Below are 24,953 nucleotides of genomic sequence, written 5' to 3' on the forward strand. Positions count from 1 at the left end.
TTGAGCGTGTCGAAGCGGTCAGTACGCGAGGGAGCGGTCGACGGCCTCGAGGATGCGGTCGGCGTCGGGGAGGTAGGCGCCTTCGAGCTTGGCGGGCGGGAACGGGGTGTCGAAGCCCGACACCCGCAGCACCGGGGCCTCGAGCGCGTAGAAGGCGCGCTCCATCACGGTCGCCGCGACCTCGGAGCCGAGCGAGGTGAAGCCCGGGGCCTCCTGCGCGTAGACCATGCGGCCGGTGCGACGGACCGAGTCGAGGATGGGCCCGTAGTCCAGCGGAGAGAGCGAGCGGAGGTCGATGACCTCGATGCTCGTGCCCTCGGCCTCGGCGAGCACCGCGGCCTGCAGCATGGTCGTCACCATCGCGCCGTGTCCGACGAGGGTGATGTCGGTGCCACGGCGGACCACGCGGGAGGCGTGCAGCGGCAGGGCGCGCGCCGACGTGTCGACCTCGCCCTTCTGCCAGTACTTGCTCTTGGGCTCGAGGAAGATCACCGGGTCGGGCGAGGAGATGGCGTCCTGGATCATCCAGTAGCCGTCGTTCGGCGTCGACGGGCTCACGACCCGGAGGCCGGCCGTGTGCGTGAAGTACGCCTCGGGGCTCTCCTGGTGGTGCTCGACCGCGCCGATGTGCCCGCCGTACGGGATGCGGATGACGACGGGCATCTGCAGCGCGCCCTCGTGGCGGTTCGTGAGCTTGGCGAGCTGCGTCGTGATCTGGTCGAACGCGGGGAACACGAACCCGTCGAACTGGATCTCGACGACCGGACGGAAGCCCGCCATCGCGAGTCCGATCGCGGTGCCCACGAGTCCCGACTCCGCGAGCGGGGTGTCGAGGACCCGCTGCTCGCCGAACTCGGCCTGCAGGCCCTCGGTCACGCGGAAGACGCCGCCGAGCTTGCCGATGTCCTCGCCCATGAGAAGGACGCGGTCGCTGCCGGCGAGCGCGGCGCGCAGCCCGGCGTTGATCGCCCGGCTGAACGGCAGGGTCTGCACCGCGGGGGCGGCGGCCTGGGCGGTCGCGGTGGTGGTCGGGGTGCTCACGCTGCGCCTCCTTCGAAGGATGCCTCGTAGTCGGCGAGCCACTGCCGCTGCTCGTCGATCAGCGGATGCTGCTCGGAGTAGACGTGCGCGAACATGTCGTCGCGCTCGAGCCCGCCGAGCGCGTTGGTGCGGGTGCGGACGTCGTCGGCGAGCGCCTGCGACTCGGCATCCACGTCCGCGAAGAACGCTTCCGACGCGCCGCGGCCGATGAGGAACGCCTTCATGCGCGCGATCGGGTCGCGGCGGCGCCACGACTCCTCCTCGTCGGAGGTGCGGTACTTGGTGGGGTCGTCGCTCGTGGTGTGCGCGCCGAGGCGGTAGGTCATGGCTTCGATCGCCTGCGGTCCGCCGCCGGCGCGCGCCTCGTCGAGCGCGGTGCGCGTGACGGCCCAGCTCGCGAGCACATCGTTGCCGTCGATCAGCGTGCTCGGCATGCCGTAGCCCTCACCGCGCTTGTACAGCGGCGAGCGCGACTGCGTCGCGACGGGCACCGAGATCGCCCACTGGTTGTTCTGCAGGAAGAACACCTCGGGCGTGCGGTAGCTGTTCGCGAAGACCATCGCCTCATGCACGTCACCCTGGCTGGAGGCGCCGTCGCCGTAGTAGACGATGACGGCCTCGTCGCGGTCCAGGTCGCCGGTGCCGCAGCGCCCGTCGAAGACGAGGCCCATTCCGAAGCCCGTGGCGTGCAGCGTCTGCGAGCCGAGCACGAGGGTGTAGATGTGCGTGTTGCCGTTCTTCGGGTCGGTCGGGTCCCACCCGCCGTGCGTCAGTCCGCGCATCACGCGGATGATGTCGATCGGGTCGACGCCGCGGATCTTCGTGACCACGTGCTCGCGGTAGGACGGGAAGAGGTGGTCCTGCGCGCGCGCGGCGCGGGCCGAACCCACCTGGGCGGCCTCCTGCCCGTGGCTCGGCGGCCAGAGGGCGAGCTGCCCCTGCCGCTGGAGGTTCGTCGCCTGCACGTCGAACGCGCGGATGACGGCCATATCGCGGTAGAACGTCTCGAGGTCGGCATCGCCGAGACTCTCGACGGCCTCCCGATACGGTTCGGCGGCAGGGCTCGGTGCGAACGTTCCGTCCGCCTCCAGAAACCGCACCAGGGCGTGATCGTCGACCGGGATCATGAATTCACGCTATCTCTCCGTGCATGCGCGATTCTGCATGCGTTCGACAACGAATGCCGGGAACCACCAGGCGCGATCGACAACCGCACCGGCCGTCATCCCTCACGGCGGGCGGCGACCGTCGCCGCGATCCGCAGCACCTGTTCGACGGATTCCTCCTCGCCGACCGAGATCCGGATGCCGTCGCCGGCGAAGGGCCGCACGATCAGTCCGGCCTCCTCGAACGTCGCCGCGAACGCCGTCGTGTCGTCGCCGGTGGGCAGCCACACGAAGTTGCCCTGCGCCACGGGGACGTCCCACCCGGCCTGGCGCAGACCCGCCGCCAGCCGGTCGCGACGATCGGCGATCACGCGGACGCGCTCGAGCAGCTCGTCCTCGGCGTCGAGGCTCGCCAGCGCGGCCTCCTCGCCGTGGGCGGTGACCGACAGCGGGATCGCGGTGCTGCGGGCGGCGTCCAGCACGCGCGGATGCCCGATCGCGTACCCGACGCGGAGCGCGGCGAGCCCGTACGCCTTCGAGAAGGTGCGGAGCACGACGACGTTGGGGTGGCCCGACCCTCCGAGCACCCGCAGCCCGTCGACCGACTCGGGGTCGGTGACGAACTCGGCGTAGGCCTCGTCGAGGATGACGAGCACGTCGGACGGCACCTTCTCGACGAAGGCGTCGAACTCGACCTGTGTGACGATCGGCCCGGTGGGGTTGTTGGGGCTGCACACGATGATCGCGCGCGTGCGGTCGGTGATCGCCGCCGCCATGGCGTCGAGGTCGTGCCGGGCGCCCTCGGCGAGCGGCACCTGCACGGCGGTGGCGCCGGCGACGACAGCGAGCCACGGATACGCCTCGAACGAGCGCCAGGCGTAGATGACCTCGTCGCCCGGGCCCGAGGTCGCCAGCACGAGCTGCGCGAGGATCGAGACGCTGCCGGCGCCGATGTGGACGGAGTCGGCGCCGACGCCGAATCGCTCGGCCAGCCGTTCGCGCAGGCGTGCGGCCGTCGCATCCGGATATCTGTTCAGCGCCGACGCGTTCCGCACCCGCTCGAGCACTCCGGGCAGGGGGTCGAAGGGGTTCTCGTTGCTCGACAGCTTGAAAGCGTCTGCGCCGGCCTGCCGGCCCTGCTTGTACGGCGGCAGCGCGGCGACCTCGGGGCGCACGCGGACGGGGATCTCGGGGGCGTCGGTCACGCCCCGAGTCTACGAGCGGGGAATCAGTCGCGCCTCCCATGCAGGGGCGCCGCACAGCCCGGTGTGGCTCCTATCGGTCGTGGGCAGGGGCGTGGAAGACTGGGCGGACTATGGGCTTCCTCATCCGCGTGGTCATCAACGCCTTCGCGATCTGGGTCGTCACCCTGATCCCGGCGCTCCAGGTCTCGGTCATCCCGTTCCCACCGGGCGAGACGCTCCAGCTGATCCTGACGCTGCTGATCGTCGCCGCGATCTTCGCGCTCGTGAACACGATCATCGGCACGGTCATCAAGGTGCTGGCGTTCCCGCTCTACATCCTGACGCTGGGTCTCATCGGCCTCCTCATCAACGCGTTCCTGCTCTGGCTCACCGCGTGGTTCACGAGCTTCTGGAACTGGGGCCTGCGGGTCGAGGACTTCTGGTGGGGTGTGGTCGCCGCGATCATCATCACCCTGATCAACTGGGTCGTCGGCATCATCATCCGCCCGCGCAAGGACTGACTCACCCCTCACCCCGGGTCGCCGAGAACTCGGTCACCTCGACCGATTCGGCGCGCGCGAGATCGGCGAAGACGTCTCGCAAGGCGTCGACCCGCGGGTCGGTCGAGGCATCGACCAGAGCCGCCGTCTCGGCGTAGGCGTTGAGCCGGTGGGCGGGCAGCCGGGGCTCGTCGGTGCCGACGTCGGGATCGAAGACGCGTTCCGCGACGAAGCTCCCCGCCGCGCCGACCGCGCCGGCGTGGCCACCGCCGGCGAGCCCGGCGACCGGGTCGTCGGTGTGCCGGAGCGTCACGCTGAGGGTGCCCGATCCGACGTCGGTGTCGACGGGCGACCCGATCGAGACCAGCGTCCGCGTGTCGTAGCCGCCTTCCAGCGCCAGATGCCCGGCGATCATCGCCCCCTGCGAGAACCCGAACACGTGCACGGTGTCGCCGGGCTCCACGCCCGCCTGGTCGAGGGCGGCCCGGGTCGCCGCGTAGGAGTCCGACGTCCTGCCCGCGTACAGCTCCACGTTGGATGCGTTGTCCCACGGCTCTTCGCCGCCCGCGCCGAACGACTGCATGCCCGCGATGTACACGGCGAACTGCCGCGACCCGTCCGGCATCGCGTACCGCTCGATGCGCACCTGCGAGTCACCGGCCCCCGGCATCCGCTCGGTCACCGCCACGAGGCTCTGCGGCGCGACCGATGCGGGCGACCGAGACGGCCGGGACGCGGCGACGCCGGCTGAGGTCGCGCCCGCCGGCGGGCCGGCGACGACCGGAGCCACCGTGACCGGACCCGCCGTGCCCGAGAGCCGCGCGTCGCGCGACAGCCTCCCGGCACCCGCGACCCCGGCGACGGCGGCGCCACCGAGCGTGAGCAGCCCGGCGGCGGCGCCGGCCACGATGGAACCGGGATCGCTGACCTCGCCGCCGACGACCACGCCCCACTGCGTGGCCTGGCGGACGAGCTCCGACGGCCACATGACAGCGCGCTCGAACTGGGCGCCGAGTGCGATGCGCCACGCATCGGGGTGCGCGTCGACGAGGGCGGTCATGCGGGCGTCGAGCCGTTGCGCGCGGTCGGTGTCGCCAGCGAGAACGGCGGCCCGGTGCGCCGCCTCGATCTCCACCATCTCGTACGCCCAGCCGGCTTCCCGCAGCGCGCCGGCGATCTCGTCGGCCTCGGCCCGCACCGCCTCGAGGTTCGCGGCGAGCACGGATGCTGCGCCCCGGGCATCGGCGGTGTACTCCGGGTGCGCCCCCAGCTCGGCGCGGAGTGCACGCAGTCGCTCGCCGATCGCGGTGAGCTCCTCCCGCGCGGTGTCGAAGCGGACCGCCGCTGCCGAGAGCGTCGCGGTGTCGACCGCGACCGCACCCCCGCCGCGGATCTGAAGGCCGTCGTCGACGCGCGGCCAGCGCTCGGCGAGGAGGCCGACGGCGCCCTCGTTCGGGCCGAGCCGCCCCACCTCCGGCGCCAACTCCGGATCGAGGAGGTTCGGGCCGGGCTTCGTGTCGCTCATCGTCGCGCCCCCGGGAAGAGGCCGGGGAAGGAACCCGCGAACGCGGCGCGGTCCTGCGCACGGGAGACGTCGTACCGGGCCGTCTCGGCCAGGCACGCGAGGCCGGACACATCACCGGCCCACCGCGTCGCCCGATCGTGGAACGCTGTCGCGGCCTTCGCCTGCCAGTCGACGGCGTCGGCGAGTCCGCGGGCGACGAGCGCGGCGTCCGTGATCCGCTCGATGATCCGCGCCAGCTCGCGCGCGACCTGGGCCAGCTGGTGAGACGCCGCGTCGGCGGCCGGTTCAAGCAGTGTCACCCGTCGATCGTCGCGGGAAGGGACGTTCCCGCGACCGCCCGCGCGACGATCTGTTCACGGCGCAGGGCCGCACCCCGGATGTGGAGGAGGGGCGCCGCTCCTTTCGGAACGACGCCCCTGAGGGCGGAGCGATCGCGGGCTATTTGCCCACGACCACCTCGACCGTGTCGGCCCCGGTGTTGCCCGCAGCATCCGTCGCCGTCCAGGTGAAGCGATAGACGGCGCCCTTCACGGCCTTGACCGTGAACGTGTCGTCGTCGACCTGGGTCCACGACGCCTTCGCGCCCGAGACGCTCACGTCGGTGAGTTCGACGGTCACGTCGCCGCGATCATCGGCCGCGTCGATCGAGAACTGCACCGTGCGCATCTTGTTGTTCGGCGGCCAGATCAGCTCCGGGTCCGCCGTCACCTCGATGGTCGGATCCGTCGTGTCCGGCGGCGTCAGGTCGAGCCCGACGATCACGGGGTCGTGGTCACTCGAGCGGTATGCGTCAGGTGCATAGAGCGCGTCCTGGGCCGGGAGCTTGAACGACATGTCGTAGTCGATCAGGCTCGGCTCGTCGGAGTTGATGTGCCACGACGAGACTCCCGACACGTCCGCGGTGAGGGCCGGCTGCGCGAGTGCGTAGTCGAGGTAGCCCAGCTGGCCGTCGAAGACGTACGAGTACGCGTGCTCGCCGTTGAACTGCTTCTCCAGGTCGGTGAAGCCGCCCGCGACGAACGCGTCGATCGAGTCCTCGTGGTCGTACGAGTTCAGGTCGCCGATGACGATCGCACGACCGTCGGGAGCCACCGTCTCGTTGAGCCACTTCGTGAGAGCCGTGGCGGCCGCCGTGCGCGACGCGCTGCAGTTGCCCTGGCCGTCACCGAGGTCGGGGCTCTCGGCGCACGCCGAGCCCTTCGACTTCAGGTGGTTGACCGACACCACGAACTCCTCGCCCGTCTCCGTCGACGCGAACCGCTGGGTGACCGCCGGGCGGTGCCGCGCGTCCGACCAGGTCGGGTCGACCGCGCTCGTCATCAGCTGGTACGTCCCGACGGGGGTGACCGTCGACGGCTTGTAGATGACAGCCGTGGTGATCGCGTCCGTGCCGATCACGCCGGTGGTGACCGGCACGTACGTGCCCGCACCCACCTTCGCGTTCAGCGCGTCGGCCAGCGCCTGGACGGCCGTGCCGTTGTTCTCGATCTCGAGCAGGCCGAACACGTCCGCGTCGATCGCCGCGAGCGCCTCGACGATCTTCGTCTGCTGGCGCAGGAACTCCTCCTGGGTGTCGGCGCCACGGTAGTAGTCGTCGTCGTTCGAGTTGGTCGGCGTCGGGTCGATCGAGGTGAAGTAGTTCAGCACGTTGAAGCTCGAGATCTTCAGGTCGCCGCCGACGTCGGGCACGCCCGTCCGCGCGTTGGCCACGGTGAAGTCGGCACCTTCGGTCGGCTGCACGCCCCACGTGTCGAAGCGGTAGTCCAGGATGCCGGTGGCGTTCTGGACGAGGTCGCCGCTGCGGAACGAGTGGTCGAGCGTGAAGACCGCGCCGTCCGGATGGATGGCCGGGTCGGGGTTCTGGGTGCCGCGGCCGTCGTCCAGCGTGATGCTGTTCTCGACGTTGGCGGCGGCGAGCGCGTCGGCGGCCGCCCCCGGCTCCACGACCGCGGTGGGGGTGTCGAGGCGACCGTTGGTGAGGGTGATCGTGCCGAAGCGGCCGTACTCGAACGTCTCGCCGATCGCGAGGTTCTGCGGAAGCGTCACGGACATGCCCTCGAGCGCCTCGCGCTGCGCGGTCGTCGCCGGCAGGCTGAGCGGCGTCGCCGCGGGCAGCGACTGCCCGGTCGCACACACCTCGACGTCCGCGGCCACGACCTGCGTGAGACCGAAGAACTCCGCGACCTCGCCCGCGACGCTGACGCTGTCGCCGACGTTCACCGGCGCCCCGCCCGGCGCGTACACGAAGATGCCGTCCGAGGTCGCAGCGTCGCCGTCACCCGCGTCCTGCACGTAGTACCCGTCGAATCCGCCGGTCTGGAAGTCGCCCACGACGACGCCCTCGATCAGGACGTCCTGTCCCTGGATCGACGACGCCGCACCGGAGCCCTGGACGGACCCGATCGCCAGCGGAGTCGCTGCGCAGTCCGCCACGGGGCCGGGATCGGGGTCGGGGGGCGTCAGGTGCCAGCCGAGGCCGTCGAAGGTGTCGCTGGCGTAGCCGGTCCACTCGACTGCGGGATCGAACGGGTCCGAGCCGTTCGTGTCGCCCTGCACGATGTTCGCGTTGCGGCGCAGCGTGTTGTCCATCGTCGACGCGAGCCCGGTGCCCCACTGGGAACCGGGGTCGACACCGATCTGACCGATGACGTCGACGATCTCGGTGCCCTTGACCAGCGCGACGGCGTCATTGCCGTTGAAGAGACCGAGGTTCGCCGACTGGTCCGCCTGGGCCAGGATGGCCGCGTTGGCGAGCGCGTGCGAGAACACGTAGACATCCCCGGGGGCGACGCTGCCGGTGAGGTTGATCGTAAGGCTGACCGTGGGGCTGCCGTTGGAGTACTGCTGCAGCTTGTATCCGGTCGCGGCGAGGTCGACCGCCGTCGTGCCGGGGTTGTAGATCTCGATGGACTTGTTGTTCGAGGAGCCTTCGACGTACTCGCTGATGAACAGATCACCGGATGCTGCGGCCGCGGGCGCGGCGAAGGCCACGACTCCTCCCGCGGCGAGCGCCGCGGCTGCGATCGCAGCGGCGATGGGACGGGGTGCTGGGGACACGAGACCTCCACGGGATGACGGCGGTCTGTGGACCGCGCATAGGGAAAGGGCGGCCTGGTCGCCGCCCGTTCGTCACAAGCTAGGCGAGCAGCATCCGTCATCGGAAGACCCTGAGAGGAGAACTCCTTAACGTTCGGTGTCCGCTCGGTCCAGAATGGAACCCATGACCGCGACCGACGCGACGCCCTTCCGCGTCGTGTTCGTGTGCACGGGGAACATCTGCCGCTCGCCGATGGCGGAGGTGGTGTTCCGGGGATTCGCGGATGCCTCGGGCCTCGGTGCGCGCGTCGCCTCGACGAGTGCCGGCACCGGCGACTGGCACGTCGGCGAGCAGGCCGACCTCCGCACGATCGAGGCGCTGGAGCGCGCCGGCTACGACGGCTCGCACCACCGCGCGCGGCAGTTCACGCACTCGGACTTCGCGCGCAGCGACCTCGTGGTCGCGCTGGATCGCAGCCACGAGCGGATCCTGCGCGGATGGGCCCGGACCGAGGGCGACGCCGACAAGATCGCCCTGCTGCTGGCCTTCGATCCCACGGCCCGCACGCTCGACGTCCCGGACCCGTACTACGCGGGCCCCGGAATGTTCGACGAGGTGCTCGGTATGATCGAGAGCGCGAGCCGGGCGCTCTTCCGGCAACTCGAACCCGCCATCCGCCCGGTGTGAAGACACCGGATCGACGGTCGTCCTCGGCGATACCGACGGGAGCCCCCATGACCTCTCTGCCTCCTCAGCCGCTCAGCCCCCTCGACGGGCGCTACCGCCCCGCCGTCGGGGAGCTGGGCGAGTACCTCTCGGAGGCGGGCCTGAACCGCGCCCGCGTCGAGGTCGAGGCGGAGTGGCTCATCGCCCTCACGGACCGCTCGCTGTTCGGCACCTCGCCGCTCGCCGACGCCGACAAGGAGCGCCTGCGGGCGCTCTACCTCGAGTTCGGGCAGGCCGAGATCGACTGGCTCGCCGAGAAGGAGTCGGTGACCCGTCACGACGTGAAGGCCGTCGAGTACCTGGTGCGCGACCGCCTGTCGACGCTCGGCCTCGACGCGATCGCCGAGCTCACGCACTTCGCGTGCACGAGCGAGGACATCAACTCGACGTCGTACGCCCTCACCGTGCAGCGCGCCGTGCAGCGCGTGTGGCTGCCGAAGCTGCGCGCCGTCATCGCCGCGCTCACCGAGCTCGCGGTGAACCACCGTGACGCCGCGATGCTCTCGCGCACGCACGGCCAGCCGGCGACGCCCTCGACCATGGGCAAGGAGCTCGGCGTGTTCGCCTGGCGTCTCGCCCGCGTCGCCGACCAGATCGAGGGCGGCGAGTACCTCGCGAAGTTCTCGGGCGCCACCGGCACGTGGTCGGCGCACCTGTCGGCCGCGCCCGACGTGGACTGGCCCGAGGTCTCGCGCGCGTTCATCGAGGGCCTGGGGCTCGATTTCAACATCCTCACGACCCAGATCGAGTCGCACGACTGGCAGGTCGAGCTGTACGACCGCGTGCGTCACGCCGGCGGCATCCTGCACAACCTCGCGACCGACATCTGGACCTACATCTCGATCGGCTACTTCACCCAGATCCCGGTGGCCGGCGCCACCGGCTCGTCGACGATGCCGCACAAGATCAACCCCATCCGATTCGAGAACGCCGAGGCGAACCTCGAGATCTCGGGCGGCCTGCTCGGGACCCTCTCGCAGACGCTCGTCACGAGCCGCCTGCAGCGCGACCTCACCGACTCGACGACGCAGCGCAACATCGGTGTCGCGTTCGGGCACTCGCTGCTCGCGCTCGACAACCTCCAGCGCGGCCTCACAGAGATCTCGCTCGCCGAGGATGTGCTGCTGGCCGACCTCGACCAGAACTGGGAAGTGCTCGCCGAGGCCATCCAGACGGTGGTGCGCGCCGAGATCGCGGCCGGGCGCTCGCAGATCAGCGACCCGTACGCGCTCCTCAAGGACCTCACCCGAGGCCGCCGCGTGGGCGCACCCGAGCTCGCGGAGTTCGTGCGCGGCCTCGACATCGGCGACGAGGCGAAGCAGCGCCTCCTCGCCCTCACCCCGGCGACCTACGACGGCCTCGCCTCGCAGCTGGTCGACGAGCTGGGCTGAACCGCACCTCTGCCGCGAGACCCCGATTCTGCGGAGAGACCCCCGGGGCCGGGCTAGGTACAGCCGGGCGCGCGGACCTCAGGCCTTCGGGTTCCCGGATGCTGCGGCATCCGGGTTCTCGCCCTGCTCGGGCTCGTCGGGCTTCTCGTCGAAGAGCACCGGCTTGTCGATCTGCTTCGTCACCTGCGCGGGGTCCACGGCCAGGAGCAGCAGCGACACGATCAGCAGCACCGCGATGAAGCTGATGCCGGCGATGACGAGCGCCGTGACGACCGCGCGCTCCGCCTCGCCTGCGGCGCGCTGCTGGAAGAAGCCCATCGACACGAGCGTCACGATGCCCGCGAACAGGGCGGCCGCGAAGGCGAGCCCGAGCAGCTGGAGGGGCTTCATGAGGTCGCGGCGGGTGGGGCTTTCGTGGCTCACGCGGAGTCCTTCTGCGGGGTGGGATCGGCGGACGCGGACGCCTCCGCCGTGAAGTCGGGGGCCCCGGCGTCGTCCGGGGGGCGCGGCGAGAAGCCCGCGATGCCGAGGTACACGGCGACGATCGCGGCGTAGCCGCCGAAGAGGCCGACGCCGATCGTGATGCCGGTGAGGGTGAACGTCGCGTGGGCCTCTTCGATCGTGTAGTCCAGCGCATACGCCGGCTGCACGAACAGGAGCGCGATGCCGAGGAGGATCGTCAGGGCGCCGACGACGGCCGCATCGCGGCTCTCGGCGCGCGGACCGACGACCGCAGCGGGCCGGGCGTCGGCGACACCGGGCGCGATCTCGCGCCGCTCGCGACGGCCGAGGAGGCCGCGCCAGCCGGCGATGAGCTCGATGACGCCGCTGATGAGCGCCCACGTGATCACGATGACGAAGTATCCGGTGACGGTGCGCAGCGGGTAGAGGCCGCTCGCCATGCCGGCGACGATGGCGACGCCGCCGAGCGCGGCCGATGGCCAGCGGAGACCCTTCGGATAGACCAGCCACACCGCGAGCAGCAGCACGAGGCCGGTCGCGATCGTGAAGCCGCTGAACACCGAGCTGCCGACCAGGGCGGAGTGGTCGGGCGAGAACGTGATCATGAGCGCCGCGAGCGCTGCGAACGCGGCGCGTGCGAGCTGCACGTGGCGCACGGCGAACGTGCGGGAATCGGCTGAGGTCACGGTGATCCTGCGGAGCGGCGGGTTCTCAGGAATGAGAACGGATGCCTCCAGTCTACGTGCGTGGCGGCTGGGAGCTTCCGGGCGCCCGTCGGCGGCCTCAGTCCAGGGTGTCGAGGATCGCGGTCAGCAGCTCGAACGTCGTCAGCGGCGAGATGATCGCGAACCGCAGCACGGGCTCGCCGGCGTGGGAGCTCGGCACGACGAAGGCGTGCTGCTCCTCGAGCAGGTGGCTCGACCACGCCTCGTAGTCGGCGAGCGTCCAGCCCTCGCGGCGGAACACCACGACCGACAGCTGCGGGTCGCGCACGAGCGAGAGGCCCTCGCGCGACTCGATCTCGTCGGCGATGCGGCGCGCGAGGTCGATGCCGTACTCGATCGTGGCGCGGTACTGGTCGGTGCCGTGGGTCGCGAGCGAGAACCACATCGGCAGGCCTCGGGCCCGGCGGGTGAGCTGGATGGCGAGGTCGGACGGGTTCCAGTCCGGCTTGCCGGTGAGGGTGTCGAGGTACTCGGCCTTCTGGGTGTGGGCTGACAGCGCCAGGGCGGGTTCCCGGTAGATGAGCGCGCACGCGTCGAAGGGCGCGAACAGCCACTTGTGCGGGTCGACGATGACCGAGTCGGCGAGCTCGACGCCCGCGAAGACGGGCCGCATGCTCTCGACGAGCATCGCCGCGAGACCGTACGCGCCGTCGACGTGGAACCAGATGCCGCGCTCGCGCGCGACGGCCCCGACGCTGGCGATGTCGTCGACGATGCCGAAGTTGGTCGTGCCGCCCGTGGCGACCACCGCGAACACCGCGTCGCCGTGGTCGTCGAGCACGCGCGCCACGGCGTCGCCGTGCAGGCGACCGTTCGCATCGACCTCAGCCGTCGCGACGTCGACGTCCATGACCGCCGCGGCCGACGCGATCGACGAGTGGGCCTCGGCGCTGCACACGATGACCCACCGGGGCGGGGTCTGGCGCCCCTCGTCCGCCGCGCGGCGGCGGGCAGCATCCCGAGCCGTCACGAGGGCTGAGAGGTTGCCGATCGTGCCGCCCTGCACGAACACGCCGCCCGCCCCCGCCGGCAGACCGAACTCCTTCGCGAGCCAGTGCAGCACCTCGTTCTCGGCGAACACCGCGCCGGCGCCCTCGACCCACGAGCCTCCGTAGATGGCGGATGCCGACACCACGACGTCGAACGCGAGCGAAGCCTTGCTCGGCGCCGAGGGGATGAACGAGAGGTACCCGGGGTGGTCCGTCGACACGCACGCCGGGGCGAGGACGTTCTCGAAGAGGGCGATCGCGCGCCGCGAGCCGATGCCCTCCGGGGTGATCGAGCCGGACGCCAGGCGCTCCAGGTCGCGCGGGCTCATCGGCTTGTCGAGCGGCACATCCTCGTACAGGGCCCGGCGCCGCGCGTACTCGAGCACGTCCTCGACGGTGTGACGGGTGTCGGGGGAGATGCGATGCATGTCGTCGGGCGCGGTCACGGTGAGTCCTTCCAGAGGGTGGCCTCGCCAGGCTATGCGCGTGGGACTGCGCCTTTCAATCAGCATCTCGCGTCAATTCGGCAACGGGGTACGCACTCTGCTCACCGTTCACGTACATTCTGTTCATGGTGGCTCCCCTGGACGATCTCGACCGACGCCTGATCTCGCTGCTGCGCGCCAACGGCCGGGAGTCGGTGGTGCGCCTGTCGGAGCGGCTCGGCGTCACCCGCACGACGGTGAACAAGCGGATCGAGCGCCTCGTCGATTCCGGCGTGATCGCCGGCTTCTCGGTGCGTCTCCACGATGTCGCGAGCGACTCGGCCGTGCGCGCGATCACGTTGGTCGCCGTCGAGGGGCACGACGCGCGCGATGCGATCCGCCAGCTGCGCGGCATCCCTCAGATCGCGGCGCTCCACACGACCAACGGCCGCTGGGATCTCGTGGCCGAGCTCAGCTGCGAGAGCCTCGGCGACCTCGACGGCGCCCTTGCCGCGATCCGCAGCACGGCAGGCGTGCGCGACAGCGAGACGAGCATCCTGCTGAGCTCGGCCGTCGCCTGACGTCGGGCAGCGGGACGATCGCGCCCAGGGCGAGCGGAAGAGCGGCAGGCGGATGCCCGTGCACGCTCGACACCGTCGAGCGGTCGTGGACGCCGCCGCGGTACTCGACGAACCCGGCCCGATCGAGCAGGAATGGAGAAGCGCCGTCCAGAGCGCCTCGGTAGCGTGAGGATCACGGGACGCGAAGGCGCCCACGAGCGTGAGGAGAGCATCATGGCGAAGACGGCATCCGACGGACTGTCCCAGGAGGAGCGCGAGGCGGTCAAGAATCGCGCGAAGGAGCTGCGCGACCAGGCCAAGGCGGGCAAGAGCCGCGAAGCGGGGACGAAGCAGGTCCTCGAGGCGATCGACAAGCTCGACGGCACGGACAGGGAGATCGCGGAGGGCCTGCACAAGGTGGTCGGCGAGGTCGCCCCCGACCTCGTGCCCAAGACGTACTACGGGTTCCCCGCCTACGCGAACGCGGCCGGAAAGGTCGTCGTCTTCACGCAGCCGGCCTCGAAGTTCAAGACCCGCTACGCGACCATCCAGTTCGACGAGACCGCCCACCTCGACGACGGCGACTTCTGGTCGACGGGCTTCGCGGTGCTCGCCTGGACCCCCGCCGTCGAGAAGAAGATCACCGAGCTCGTCGCGGCCGCCGTGGCCTGAACCCACCGCGCCCCCGCGGTCGTGCACGCTTCAGCGGTCGGGGTCGGTCGGCCTCGCGGCGGCGCGATCAGCGTGGCCGAGCGCGCGGTCGGGAGCGATGCGGTCGCGCACGCGGCGCTTCAGCACGACGATGTCGGGGAAGCCGCCGTCGGCCTTGCGTGACCAGACGAGCCCGTCGTCGGCGTACACCTCGAAGATCCCGCCGGTGCCCGGCTCGAGCGTGGCGCCGCCACCCATGAGCTCGTCCTGGAAGGTGGTGAGGAGCTCCTGCGCGACCCATGCCGCACGGAGCATCCATGCGCACTGGGTGCAGTAGACGACGCGGATGTGATGGCTCATGCGCCCGTCCCGTCCGCCTTCAGGAACTCCGCGGCCGCATCGCGGAAGGCGCGTGAGCCCGGGGCGTTGAAGTGATGGCGCCCCGGGATCTCGATGAAACGGCCGTTCGGCGCGGTCGCCGCGAGGGTCCGCGAGCGCTCGAGGATCGCGTCCTCGGTGCCGGTCGCGAACAGCACCGGCTGGCGCGGGGGTCGCTCCGGGTCGGGGTCGGCGTCGCCGAACCGCATCCCCTCGGCCAGCGCGATGAGCGCGCGGAGGTCGTTGTCGGGCACCCGCTCGGCGAGCTTCACGTAGTTCTGGGTGACAGGATCCTCGACGGGTATGCCCTCCTCGGCATACGCCCTGGCCTGCTCGATGCGCAGTCGGCCGAGCGGACGCCCGTCCGGGATTCCGCCCAGCACGGCACGGCTCACGTGCTCCGGGGCGTCGACCGCGAGCTGCCAGCCGACACGGGCCCCGAGCGAGTAGCCGACGTAGCGGACGGCGTCGACGAGGTAGGTGTCGAGCACGGCGATCAGGTCGCCGACGAACGCGCTCATCGAGTATGCGACGGGATCATCCGGCTTGTCACTCGCGCCGTGGCCGCGCTGGTCGACGCCGATGACGCGATATCCGGCGCTGGTGAGCATGCGCACCCAGCCGGTCTCGACCCAGTTGTCGCGGCAGCTCGACGCGAACCCGTGCACGCACAGGACGGTGTCGGCGTCGGATTCGCCCCAGGCGTACGTCGCGAGCTGATAGCCCTCGGCCGACATGATGTAGCTCGGCGGCGGCATCTCGGTACGCGGGATCGGGGCGACGGCATCCATATCGCCATTCTGCTCCCGCCCCGCGAGCGGCCCCGCACGGCAGCCCGGACAACGGTCGCCAATCCCTTCCGCCCGGGCGGAAAGTTGCACAGATTACCTCGCACCGCACCGGATATCAACCGGGCTGAGTGTCAGTGCGTGCTCCGCATACCTTCACGTCATGAGCACCGACAACCGCGACTACCGCACGACGGACCCGCGGAGCACCGACGGGGACCTGGATCGTGATCGCGATCTGACCCGCTACCCCGATGCCGACCGCACCCGTCCTCTCACCCAGGACCCTCGGGTCGACGCCGACCGCGACGGAGTGCCCGACGTGCAAGAGGCGCGTCGCGGGCGCGACATCGACAGCGTCACCGATACCCGCGAGGCGTCGTTGCGCGACGTCGTCGTCGGGCGCGAGCGCGAGCGCTTCGGAGGGATCAAGTTCGGCAGCGCCTTCTTCGGCTGGCTCACGGCACTGGGCGCACTCGTCGCGCTGACCGCCGTGGTCGCCGCGATCGGCGCTGCCACCGGCCTCACCTCGCCTCAGGCGGTCGACGACGCCGCCGAAGCCGCGACCGGCAACGTCGGCGCGGCGACGATCATCGGCGCGATCGCCATCGCCGCCGTGCTGTTCATCGCCTACTTCGCCGGTGGCTACGTCGCCGGCCGCATGGCGCGGTTCAGCGGCGCCAAGCAGGGCTTCGCGGTGTGGCTGTGGGCGATCCTCATCGCGATCGTCGTCGCGGTGATCACGCTGATCGCCGGCAGCCAGTGGGACATCCTCGCGAACGTCGACATCTTCCCGCGCATCCCGGTGACCGCCGACACGGCCACGCTCACCGGAATCCTCACCGCCATCGGCGCCGCCGTGATCACGCTCGTCGCCGCGGTCTTGGGCGGGATGGCCGGCATGAGCTACCACCGCCGCGTCGACCGCGTCGGACTGGACGGTGTGGACCGCATGGATCGCACCCGCTCCTGAGCCTCGCCCTATGAAAGACAACGAAGAGAAGGGGATCCGCCATGGGTCTGGATGACGACATCAAGCACAACGCCGAAGACATGAAGGGCAAGGTGAAGGAGAAGGTCGGCGACGCGACCGACAACGAGAAGCTGCAGGCCGAGGGCGTGGCGGATCAGGCCAGCGCCAAGATGAAGAAGGCCGGCGACGACATCAAGGACGCATTCACTGGCGACCGGTGACCTGCCGACGACGATGCCCCGGGTTCCCGGCGGACCCGGGGCGTCGTCGTGCGCACGCTCAGAACACGTCCCAGTCTCGCGCCCGCTCGGTCAGCGCGTCGATGACACGGCCGGCGGCGGGCGTCGGGGGGTCGGCGGCTCGGATCGCGAGGTGCAGGGTGTTGATCGGCGCTTCGTCGGAACGGTGCAGCACCTCGACGGTGCCGGCGCCGATGGCGGGTTCGGCGAGGTAGCGGGGCAGCGCCGAGACGCCGGCTCCCGCCACAACCGCGGCGAGCACACCCCGCAGGTCGGGCACCGTGACAGCCACGGGATTGGCGGGTCGATGCCCGAACTGGCTGCGCCAGTACCTGCGCACGATCGAGAGGTCGGTGTCGTAGGCCACGAGGGGCAGGTGCTGAAGTGCCCCCGCCGGTTCGGCGGCGAGGCGCGTGCGGTCGATCGTCCGGGCGAGCGCCGGTGACCCCACGAGCACGAACTCCTCGTCCACGAGACCGCGATAACGGATGCCGCGCACCGGCGTCCGCACCGACGACACCACGACGTCGAGCTCACCGTCCGCCAGGCGTGCGAGCAGGTCGTGGGCGAGGCCCAGCGTGAACGCGAGGCTCACGCCCTCGCCCGTCAGCGGCGCCAGCGCGGGGATGACCCTCGACGCGACGACGTCGCTCGCACCTCCGACCCGCACCGTCTCTGCGGGGCCGGGGGCGGGCGCGACCCACACCTCGCGCAGGCGGTCGACCGGCCCGGCCACGCGGACCGCGAGGGCGTCGCCGGCGGGCGTCGGGGTGGCTCCACGTGCCGAGCGTGTGAACAGGGCAGTGCCGAGCTCGCCCTCGAGCCGGGCGATCCGTTCGCTCACCGACGGCTGGCTGACTCCCAGCCGCGCCGCGGCGGCGGTGATCGAGCCCGCCCGGTGGACCTCGAGGAACGTGTGCAGCAGATCGAGCTCTTGCATGCGGCATCCATCCATCAAGAAATCTATGGCTCAACAGCATTGCAGGAAATGATGGCGATGGATGCCTCGTTCCTTCCCGCAGCGGCTCGCACGGAGCGCCCACCTGAACGGAGAAGACATGGCACACGTACTCATGGCGGTCACTGGCGCCGACACCATCGCGCTCACCGACGGCACCGCGCACCCGACCGGATTCTGGGCGGAGGAGCTCATCGAGCTGCACCGCGGGCTCGTCGCAGCGGGCCACGCCGTCGATATCGCGACTCCGGGCGGCGTACGCCCCACGGTCGACCCCGGCAGCCTCGGCGAGGAGTCCTCGGACGAGCTGCGCGCCTACCTCGCGTCGATCGACGCCCTGCTCGCGCACCCCCGCGCCCTCGCCGACGTGAAGACCGGCGAGTACGACGCGATCGCGCTGCCGGGCGGGCACGGACCGATGGTGGACCTCGCGGCCGATGCCGACCTCGGACGGCTCCTCGTCGACGCGGTCGACCGCGACGCGGTGGTCGGCGTGCTGTGCCATGGTCCGGCCGGCCTCTTGAGCGCGGTGCGTGAAGACGGCTCGTTCGCCTTCGCCGGGCGCCGGCTCGCCGTATTCACCGACGAGGAGGAGCACCAGGGCGGCCTCAAGGATGCCTCGCCGTACCTCGTGGAATCGCGGTTGCGCGACCTCGGCGCCGTCGTCGCGTCGGGTGACCCGTGGTCGGTCACGGTCGTCGTCGACGGCTCGCTCGTGAGCGGACAGAACCCGCAGTCGAGCGTGGCCACGGCCCGGCGCATGGTCGAGGTGCTTGCCGCTCGCTGACGCCGAGGGAGACGGATGCCGCGGCCAGCGGCATCCGTCTCCGCGGCGGGGCGAGGGTCAGGCGACGGGCTGCTGCAGCTCGGTCACCCATGTGGACTGCGGACCGTCGGCCTGGAGGTACACCTCACGGCACGGGCCGTCGAACTCGACGCCGTCTGCCGCGACCGCCTGCATGAACGCGCCCCACGCGTCCGCGATGCCGCTCATCTCGCCCCGATAGGTGGTGACGGCAGCACGCTCGGCTGCCGGCAGCTCCACGACCTGCCAGCCGTCGCCCGCCACCGGCTCGTCCCCCGCGATCCACGAGACCCACACGCGCAGGTCGCCGCCGTCGAGCGGCTCGTACCAGAACGTGCCGGGCTCGCGGTACTCGACGCCCGCGCCCTCGAGGGCGTCGTGCAGGGGCGGCAGGATGCGGTCGATCACGGCGGGCACGCCGTCGCTGCCCGGCGCCACGCCCGATGCCGCATAGACGGTGACGGGCTCGAGCCGGCGGTATTCGATGGCGGTCATCCTGCGCTCTCCTTCGAGGGTCGGTGGCGGCGCGTACGTCTCGCCTCCTGCATCGTCGCCCTGGGGTCGGACATCGGCGGGGCACAATGGCACCGTGCCCATTCTGAACAAGGACATGGTCCTCTGCATCTCCCTGGCCGCACGCCCGTCCAACATCGGCACGAGGTTCCACAACTTCCTGTACGACGAGCTCGGGCTGAACTTCATCTACAAGGCGTTCACGACGAACGACATCGAGGCGGCGATCGGCGGGGTGCGGGCGCTCGGCATCCGCGGCTGCTCCGTGTCGATGCCGTTCAAAGAGGCCGTGATCCCGCTCGTCGACGAGATCGAGCCCTCCGCCGCGGCGATCGAGTCCATCAACACGATCGTCAACGACGGCGGGCGCCTCGTCGCGTCGAACACCGACTACGAGGCGGTCGCGGAGCTGCTCGAGCGGCACGCCGTCGACCCCGCGCTCCCCGTGCTGGTGCGCGGATCGGGCGGCATGGGCAAGGCGGTCGTCGCCGCCTTCCGCGGTGCGGGCTTCGACGATGTCACCGTGGTCGCACGCAACGCCGAGGCCGGGGCGCAGATCGCCGCGAAGTACGGCTACCGCAGCACCACGACCGACCCGGCGCCGGGGCACGCGGTGCTGGTCAACGTCACCCCGCTCGGCATGGCCGGTGCCGACGCCGACGTCCTGTCGTTCTCACAGGAGCACGTCGACGCGGCGCAGACCGTGTTCGACGTCGTCGCCTACCCCGCCGAGACGCCGCTGATCCAGGCGGCGCGCAGCGGCGGCATCCCGGTCATCACGGGTGCCGAGGTGATCGCGCTGCAGGCGGCCCGGCAGTTCGAGCGCTACACCGGCGTCACGCCGACGCTCGACCAGATCCGTCGCGCATCGGAGTTCTCGCGGCAGTAAGTCGGCCCGCGCTCGTTCGCGATGCAGGGGATTCCCGCCGAGACCGAGGACACCGTCCTCGGTCTCGGCGGATACGCCTCGGCCCGAAGAGCCCGGGGCAGGGTCAGGGCACGCGGTAGCCCGCGGCGCGGAACAGCTCGTACCACTCGGCGCGGGTGAGCGGGATGTCGGAGCCCTCGGCGGCGCCGCTCACGCGCTCGGGGTTCGTCGTTCCGAGCACGACCTGCATGCGCGCAGGGTGCCGGGTGATCCACGCCACGGCGATCGCGATCGGCGGCACGCCGTAGGTCGCAGCCAGCCGGCCGATCACGGCGTTGAGCTCGGGGTGGTCGGGCGAGTCGAGGAACACACCGGTGAAGAATCCCGCCTGGAACGGCGACCACGCCTGCACCGCTATGTCGTGCAGGCGGCAGTAGTCGATGATCCCCCCGCCGTCGAGCGTGAGGGACTGCTCCTCGCCCTGCATGTTGGCGGCGACGCCCTGCGCGATGGTCGGGGAGTGGGTGATCGACAGCTGGATCTGGTTCGCGACGATGGGCTGGCGCACCGATTTCTTCAGCAGATCGATCTGGCGCGGGGTGTGGTTCGAGACGCCGAACGCCCTCACCTTGCCCGCGGCCTCGAGCTCGTCGAACGCCCGCGCGACCTCGTCGGGCTCGACCAGCGCGTCGGGCCGGTGCAGCAGCAGGATGTCGATGTAGTCGGTGTCGAGCGCGCGGAGCGACCCGTGAACCGACTCGACGATGTGCTCGTACGAGAAGTCGAAGTACGGTCCGTCGCCCACGATGCCGGCCTTGGTCTGGATGGTGATCTGGGCGCGCTCGGACGCCGAGAGCCGCATCGCCTCGGCGAAGCGGAGCTCGCAGCCGTGGAGGGCGCTGCCGTAGATGTCGGCGTGGTCGAAGAAGTCGATGCCCGCGTCGCGCGCGGTGCGGATGAGCGTGCGCACCGCGTCGTCGTCGAGATCCTGGATGCGCATGAGGCCGAGCACCACGTTGGGTGCCGGACGCTCGACGCCGGTGAGTTCGATGGTCTTCATGGGTCCGCTCTCGCGTCGGGTCAGTACTGCCGCGTCCACGTTAGGCACCGCGCACAAAGAAGTCCAACAACTGTATATTCTGCGATTGAGAATCCAAGCGAATGGATACCCCATGGAGCACCGCCAGCTGGAGTACTTGGTCACCCTCGCTGAGGAGCGACATTTCACCCGCGCTGCCGAGCGATGCCGCGTGTCGCAGTCCGGGCTGTCGGCGGCGATCCGCCGCCTCGAGCACGAGCTCGACGCGAAGCTGTTCGAACGGACCACGCGCTCGGTCGAGCCCACGCCGGCCGCGCTCGCGCTCCTGCCGCATGCCCGCGAGATCCTCGCCCAGACGGCCGCCGGGCGGGATGCCGTCGTCCGCGCGTCGCACCAGCTCGCCGGCTCGCTGCGCATCGGTGCCGAGCAGTGCCTGGGGGCCCTCGACGTGAACCTGCTCCTCGAGCGGTTCCATCGCCGCCACCCCGCCGTCGACATCCAGTTCGTGCAGGCGGGTTCGCATCAGCTGGTCGACCATGTGGCGGCCGGCGAGCTGGACGTCGCCTTCGTCGCCAGCGCAGACCCCGCCCCGCTGCCGGCCGTGGCCGAGCTCGCTCGGATCCCTCTCGTGCTCATCGTCCCGCCTGCCCACCCCCTGGCCGAGCGTCCGGTGTCGCGCTGGCGAGACCTCCGCGACGCCGACTTCGTGGACTTCCGGCCGGCGTGGGCGCTGCGGACGATCAACGACGACGCGTTCCAGCGGCACGGCGTCGAGCGGCGGGTACGCTGCAGCGTCGACGACGTCCACACGCTGCTCGACCTCGTCGCGCGCGGGCTCGGCGTCGCGATCGTGCCGCAGCACGTCGCGAACAAGCCCCAGGCGAAGGGCCTGGTCGCCCTGCCTGTCCCCTCCGGCGCACCGGAGTGGATCGTGTCGACACTCATCGCGGGCACCGCCTCTCTCGCGCCGCGCCTGCTGGAGATCCTCGACGAGGAGCGTGCCGAAGCCGAGGCCGCATGACCGTCGTGCTGGTCGAAGGCGAGAGCGATCGGATCGCCCTGGAGACGCTCGCGGCGCGGATGGGGATCCGGATGCCGGAGGTCCGCGTCGTGGGCGGCTCGAAGGGTGCCCGCCGCGCGGCCGGGGAGCTCATCGGCGTGCCGCTCGTCGGTCTCGTCGACGTGGGGGAGCGGAACGACTTCGAGCGGGTGCTCGACACGGTGTTCGTGTGCGACCCCGACCTCGAGGCCGAGTTCGTGCGCGCACTGGGCGTCGCCGGGGTAGAGGCGGTGATCGACGACCAGGGCGAGCTCGAGTCGTTCCGGAGTCTGCAGCGCCAGCCGTTCCAGCGCGAACGCCCGGTCGAGGCGCAACTCGCGCGCTTCTTCGGCGGCCGCAGCGGCAACAAGGCGCGCTACGCGCGCCTGCTCGCGGAGGCTGTGCCGCTCGATCGCGTGCCGCCGCCGCTCGCGGCGCTGCTGGGCGCGCTCTGACCGCGACGGCTCCGGGCGCTGATCAGGGCTTGCGCGGCAGCATCCGTCGTCCTGCCGTTCGTGAGATCGTTCTCACGCGACGCTTGCCGCCCGTTCACCGGGTCGTCGCGCAGTGGTCGGCGGTCGGTCAGCACGCGGCCGAGCGACCCCGGTTGCGTCGATGGCATGAGTCGAATCCCCACGCGACGCGTCCCGCCGCGCCTTCTCGTCGCGGCAGCAGCGACGGCCACCGCCGTCGCCCTCCTCCCCACCTCCGCCGCCTTCGCCCAGCCGGTCGCCGCTGCGCCCGGTGACTCGCAGTCGCCGTACGTGCAGACGCACGTGCCGACGCTCGTCGCGCGGGCCACCCTGTCGGCCGATCACCTCGAGCCGGGTCCGGCGTCCGGCACTCTCGCCAGTTCTGCCAACGGCCGCACCGGCCCGTGGGACGGGCAGGTCATCCCCGGCTTCTCGGCCGCGATCGACAACGGCGACGGCACGTTCTGGGCGCAGCCCGACAACGGCTTCGGCGCCAAGGGCAACTCCGCCGACTTCCTGCTGCGCAACTACCTCGTGCGTCCCGCGTGGCAGACGGCCGCCGGGGGTGCCGGCGAGATCGAGATCGAGCGGTTCGTGTCGTACAACGACCGCAACCAGGTGCTCGACTTCCCGATCGTGAACGACGGCACCGCCGAGCGCCTCCTCACCGGCGCCGACTTCGACATCGAGTCGGTCGTCAAGGCCAAGGACGGCACATTCTGGGTCGGCGAGGAGTTCGGCCCGTTCCTGCTGCACTTCGACGCCGAGGGCACGCTCCTCGAGAAGCCCTTCTCGCTCGACGGCGCGAAGTCGCCGCAGAACCCGTACCTGCAGCCCGGCGAGACGCCGCGCGTGCGCGCCAGCCGCGGCTTCGAGGCCCTCGCCGCGTCGGTCAACGGACGCTACCTCTACCCGGTGGTCGAAGGCTCGTACGCGGACGAGAGCGACCTGCGCCGCCGCGAGATCCTCGAGTTCGACACGCGCGCCGGGGCATACACCGGCCGCACGTGGAGCTACCAGACCGACCAGGAGCCGAATGTGATCGGCGACGCGTTCACCGTGAAGAACGACGTGCTCCTGCTCATCGAGCGCGACGACTTCGAAGGCGAGCAGTCCGTCACCAAGCGCGTGTACCAGGTGGACCTGCGGCGCACGGACGCCGAGGGCTACCTCGAGAAGAGCCTCATGCTCGACGCGCTGCGCATCGCGAACCCGCACGGCTTGGGCGCGGGCGACGGCTACGGCACCGGCGAGATCTATTCGCTGCCCGTGCAGTCGTTCGAGACGGTGGTGCAGCTGAAGGACGGCAGCCTGCTCATCGGCAACGACAACAACTACCCGGGCAACGACGCGCGCATCCCCGGCACGCCCGACGACACCGAGTTCGCGATCATCGACCTCGACAAGACGAAGATCGAGCCGTCGACGGTCAGCCTCATCGGCCACCGCGGCGCGAGCGGCTCGCGCCCCGAGCACACGCTCGCGGCGTACGAGACGGCGATCGTGCAGTGCGCCGACTACATCGAGCCCGACGTGGTCTCCACGAAGGACGGCGTGCTCGTCGCCCGTCACGAGAACGAGATCGGCGGGACGACGGATGTCGCGTCCCACCCCGAGTTCGCCGCGCGAAAGACCACGAAGCGCATCGATGGCGCCTCGGTCACCGGCTGGTTTACGGAGGACTTCACGTTCGCCGAGCTCCGCACGCTCCGCGCGAAGGAGCGCCTCCCGCAGACGCGTCCGGCGAACACCGCGTTCGACGGGCTGTACGTCATCCCGACGCTCGACGAGGTCATGGACCTCGCGCGCCACTCGGTGAGCTGCGACGGCCGGCCCGTCGGCGTGTACCCCGAGACGAAGCATCCGTCGTACTTCGACTCGATCGGCCTGTCGCTCGAGGAGCCGCTCGTCGCGGCCCTCAAGGCGAACGGCCTCGACCGCGCGAACGCGCCGGTGATCCTGCAGAGCTTCGAGACCGCGAACCTGTACGACCTCGACGGGATGACGGACGTCACGCTCGCCCAGCTCGTGAATGCGTCGGGCCGCCCGTACGACTTCACGCTCGCGGGGGACACGCGCACGTACAAGGACCTCGTGACGCCGGCGGGCCTCGCCGAGATCGCGACCTACGCCGACGGTGTGGGCCTGGAGAAGTCCGTCATGATCCCGCGCACCGCCGACGGCCGCCTGGGCACGCCCACCGCGGTCATCGCCGACGCGCACGCGGCGGGGCTCACGGTGCACGGCTGGACGTTCCGCGCCGAGAACCAGTTCCTGCCGGTGGACTTCCGCTCGAGCGCCGACCCCGCCGCCCACGGAGACCTGGACGGCGAGATCCGCGCATTCGTCGCCGCGGGCATGGACGGCGTCTTCAGCGACCACCCCGGCATCGCCGCGGTGACGATCGACACGGTGACGCTCGCGGGCTGAGCCGTACGGCACCGTCGATCCGGGCGGGGGATGCCGCGGCATCCCCCGCCCTTCGCCGTGCGCGCCACCTCCGCCTGGCACAATGCGGAGGATGGGCGCCGCCGGGGGGCGGCGCTTCGGACGAAGGG

The 24,953-nt window shown here is 70.9% G+C and carries 26 protein-coding genes; 12 read left to right on the forward strand and 14 right to left on the reverse strand.

All coding sequences use genetic code 11. The features are described from left to right. Positions 1-18: 18 nt before the first annotated feature. The 3 genes from RS82_RS17510 to RS82_RS17520 all read right to left on the reverse strand — a co-directional run bounded on the left by RS82_RS17510 (position 19) and on the right by RS82_RS17520 (position 3,352). The gene (locus RS82_RS17510; protein ID WP_211255968.1) at positions 19-993 is read right to left on the reverse strand and encodes an alpha-ketoacid dehydrogenase subunit beta; all 975 of its coding nucleotides are present in this window, start codon (positions 991-993) and stop codon (positions 19-21) included. Positions 994-1,037: 44 nt separating this feature from the next. After that, positions 1,038-2,168: a thiamine pyrophosphate-dependent enzyme gene (locus tag RS82_RS17515; protein ID WP_045301840.1), complete on the reverse strand. Its 1,131-nt coding sequence runs from the start codon at positions 2,166-2,168 to the stop codon at positions 1,038-1,040. Positions 2,169-2,263: 95 nt separating this feature from the next. Beyond that, entirely contained in the window at positions 2,264-3,352 is a 1,089-nt protein-coding gene (locus tag RS82_RS17520) for a histidinol-phosphate transaminase (protein WP_045301842.1), read from the reverse strand. Positions 3,353-3,462: 110 nt separating this feature from the next. On the opposite strand from RS82_RS17520, the gene RS82_RS17525 reads away from it, so the two are divergent. Next, positions 3,463-3,852 carry a phage holin family protein gene (locus RS82_RS17525; protein WP_045301844.1) on the forward strand — a complete coding sequence of 130 codons (390 nt, stop codon included), beginning with the start codon at positions 3,463-3,465 and terminating at the stop codon, positions 3,850-3,852. Between the two features lies 1 nt (position 3,853). Here RS82_RS17525 and RS82_RS17530 read toward each other — a convergent pair whose 3' ends face one another. The 3 genes from RS82_RS17530 to RS82_RS17540 all read right to left on the reverse strand — a co-directional run bounded on the left by RS82_RS17530 (position 3,854) and on the right by RS82_RS17540 (position 8,413). Further along, complete coding sequence (locus RS82_RS17530) at positions 3,854-5,356, reverse strand: hypothetical protein (RefSeq protein ID WP_045301845.1); 1,503 nt, start codon at positions 5,354-5,356, stop codon at positions 3,854-3,856. Continuing rightward, the gene (locus RS82_RS17535; RefSeq protein WP_245619646.1) at positions 5,353-5,655 is read right to left on the reverse strand and encodes a hypothetical protein; all 303 of its coding nucleotides are present in this window, start codon (positions 5,653-5,655) and stop codon (positions 5,353-5,355) included. Before RS82_RS17535 ends, RS82_RS17530 begins: the two co-directional genes overlap by 4 nt. Positions 5,656-5,794: 139 nt before the next feature. Further along, complete coding sequence (locus RS82_RS17540) at positions 5,795-8,413, reverse strand: ExeM/NucH family extracellular endonuclease (RefSeq protein WP_052676915.1); 2,619 nt, start codon at positions 8,411-8,413, stop codon at positions 5,795-5,797. Positions 8,414-8,576: 163 nt separating this feature from the next. Here RS82_RS17540 and RS82_RS17545 point away from each other — a divergent pair, with 163 nt between their 5' ends. Continuing rightward, positions 8,577-9,080: a low molecular weight protein-tyrosine-phosphatase gene (locus tag RS82_RS17545; protein WP_045301847.1), complete on the forward strand. Its 504-nt coding sequence runs from the start codon at positions 8,577-8,579 to the stop codon at positions 9,078-9,080. 47 nt (positions 9,081-9,127) lie between these two features. Beyond that, the gene (gene purB / locus RS82_RS17550; RefSeq protein ID WP_045301849.1) at positions 9,128-10,510 is read left to right on the forward strand and encodes an adenylosuccinate lyase; all 1,383 of its coding nucleotides are present in this window, start codon (positions 9,128-9,130) and stop codon (positions 10,508-10,510) included. Between the two features lie 78 nt (positions 10,511-10,588). Here purB and RS82_RS17555 read toward each other — a convergent pair whose 3' ends face one another. The 3 genes from RS82_RS17555 to RS82_RS17565 form a co-directional block, all read right to left on the reverse strand. Then, on the reverse strand, positions 10,589-10,933 hold the full coding sequence (locus RS82_RS17555; RefSeq protein WP_045301851.1) for a hypothetical protein: 345 nt from the start codon (positions 10,931-10,933) through the stop codon (positions 10,589-10,591). Beyond that, positions 10,930-11,658 (reverse strand): hypothetical protein, encoded by a 729-nt coding sequence (locus RS82_RS17560; RefSeq protein ID WP_045301853.1) that lies wholly within the window; start codon positions 11,656-11,658, stop codon positions 10,930-10,932. Before RS82_RS17560 ends, RS82_RS17555 begins: the two co-directional genes overlap by 4 nt. A 97-nt stretch (positions 11,659-11,755) precedes the next feature. Beyond that, entirely contained in the window at positions 11,756-13,132 is a 1,377-nt protein-coding gene (locus RS82_RS17565; protein ID WP_045301855.1) for a pyridoxal phosphate-dependent decarboxylase family protein, read from the reverse strand. Between the two features lie 125 nt (positions 13,133-13,257). On the opposite strand from RS82_RS17565, the gene RS82_RS17570 reads away from it, so the two are divergent. Together RS82_RS17570 and RS82_RS17575 are read left to right on the forward strand one after the other, a co-directional pair. Further along, the gene (locus tag RS82_RS17570) at positions 13,258-13,692 is read left to right on the forward strand and encodes an Lrp/AsnC family transcriptional regulator (RefSeq protein WP_045301857.1); all 435 of its coding nucleotides are present in this window, start codon (positions 13,258-13,260) and stop codon (positions 13,690-13,692) included. Between the two features lie 213 nt (positions 13,693-13,905). Further along, the gene (locus RS82_RS17575; protein WP_045302213.1) at positions 13,906-14,343 is read left to right on the forward strand and encodes a hypothetical protein; all 438 of its coding nucleotides are present in this window, start codon (positions 13,906-13,908) and stop codon (positions 14,341-14,343) included. 30 nt (positions 14,344-14,373) lie between these two features. Here the strand turns inward: RS82_RS17575 and RS82_RS17580 are convergent, their stop codons facing one another. Beyond that, entirely contained in the window at positions 14,374-14,682 is a 309-nt protein-coding gene (locus tag RS82_RS17580; protein WP_045301859.1) for an Rdx family protein, read from the reverse strand. Beyond that, positions 14,679-15,491 carry an alpha/beta fold hydrolase gene (locus tag RS82_RS17585; protein WP_045301861.1) on the reverse strand — a complete coding sequence of 271 codons (813 nt, stop codon included), beginning with the start codon at positions 15,489-15,491 and terminating at the stop codon, positions 14,679-14,681. The genes RS82_RS17580 and RS82_RS17585 overlap by 4 nt, the downstream gene beginning before the upstream one ends. Before the next feature lie 160 nt (positions 15,492-15,651). On the opposite strand from RS82_RS17585, the gene RS82_RS17590 reads away from it, so the two are divergent. Further along, positions 15,652-16,461: a YrzE family protein gene (locus RS82_RS17590; protein WP_157005664.1), complete on the forward strand. Its 810-nt coding sequence runs from the start codon at positions 15,652-15,654 to the stop codon at positions 16,459-16,461. A 41-nt stretch (positions 16,462-16,502) separates the two neighbouring features. Next, positions 16,503-16,682 (forward strand): CsbD family protein, encoded by a 180-nt coding sequence (locus RS82_RS17595; RefSeq protein WP_045301863.1) that lies wholly within the window; start codon positions 16,503-16,505, stop codon positions 16,680-16,682. A 58-nt stretch (positions 16,683-16,740) separates the two neighbouring features. On the opposite strand, the gene RS82_RS17600 is transcribed toward RS82_RS17595, so the two are convergent. Further along, positions 16,741-17,640 carry a LysR family transcriptional regulator gene (locus tag RS82_RS17600; protein ID WP_045301865.1) on the reverse strand — a complete coding sequence of 300 codons (900 nt, stop codon included), beginning with the start codon at positions 17,638-17,640 and terminating at the stop codon, positions 16,741-16,743. A gap of 118 nt (positions 17,641-17,758) precedes the next feature. Between RS82_RS17600 and RS82_RS17605 the strand changes: the two genes are divergently transcribed. Then, on the forward strand, positions 17,759-18,445 hold the full coding sequence (locus tag RS82_RS17605; protein WP_045301867.1) for a type 1 glutamine amidotransferase domain-containing protein: 687 nt from the start codon (positions 17,759-17,761) through the stop codon (positions 18,443-18,445). Between the two features lie 57 nt (positions 18,446-18,502). On the opposite strand, the gene RS82_RS17610 is transcribed toward RS82_RS17605, so the two are convergent. Beyond that, complete coding sequence (locus RS82_RS17610) at positions 18,503-18,958, reverse strand: GyrI-like domain-containing protein (RefSeq protein ID WP_245619647.1); 456 nt, start codon at positions 18,956-18,958, stop codon at positions 18,503-18,505. Positions 18,959-19,052: 94 nt separating this feature from the next. Here RS82_RS17610 and RS82_RS17615 point away from each other — a divergent pair, with 94 nt between their 5' ends. Continuing rightward, positions 19,053-19,865, forward strand: a complete 813-nt coding sequence (locus RS82_RS17615; protein ID WP_045301869.1) for a shikimate 5-dehydrogenase — start codon at positions 19,053-19,055, stop codon at positions 19,863-19,865. Between the two features lie 103 nt (positions 19,866-19,968). Here the strand turns inward: RS82_RS17615 and RS82_RS17620 are convergent, their stop codons facing one another. After that, positions 19,969-20,904 carry an aldo/keto reductase gene (locus RS82_RS17620; protein WP_045301871.1) on the reverse strand — a complete coding sequence of 312 codons (936 nt, stop codon included), beginning with the start codon at positions 20,902-20,904 and terminating at the stop codon, positions 19,969-19,971. A 112-nt stretch (positions 20,905-21,016) separates the two neighbouring features. Here RS82_RS17620 and RS82_RS17625 point away from each other — a divergent pair, with 112 nt between their 5' ends. The 3 genes from RS82_RS17625 (at position 21,017) to RS82_RS17635 (ending at position 24,825) form a co-directional block, all read left to right on the forward strand. Further along, on the forward strand, positions 21,017-21,904 hold the full coding sequence (locus RS82_RS17625) for a LysR family transcriptional regulator (RefSeq protein ID WP_045301872.1): 888 nt from the start codon (positions 21,017-21,019) through the stop codon (positions 21,902-21,904). Further along, complete coding sequence (locus RS82_RS17630) at positions 21,901-22,377, forward strand: hypothetical protein (protein ID WP_045301874.1); 477 nt, start codon at positions 21,901-21,903, stop codon at positions 22,375-22,377. The genes RS82_RS17625 and RS82_RS17630 overlap by 4 nt, the downstream gene beginning before the upstream one ends. 165 nt (positions 22,378-22,542) lie before the next feature. Next, positions 22,543-24,825 carry an esterase-like activity of phytase family protein gene (locus RS82_RS17635; protein WP_045301876.1) on the forward strand — a complete coding sequence of 761 codons (2,283 nt, stop codon included), beginning with the start codon at positions 22,543-22,545 and terminating at the stop codon, positions 24,823-24,825. Positions 24,826-24,953 lie beyond the last annotated feature (128 nt).

It is taken from the genome of Microbacterium trichothecenolyticum (assembly GCF_000956465.1).
Classification (GTDB): domain Bacteria; phylum Actinomycetota; class Actinomycetes; order Actinomycetales; family Microbacteriaceae; genus Microbacterium; species Microbacterium trichothecenolyticum.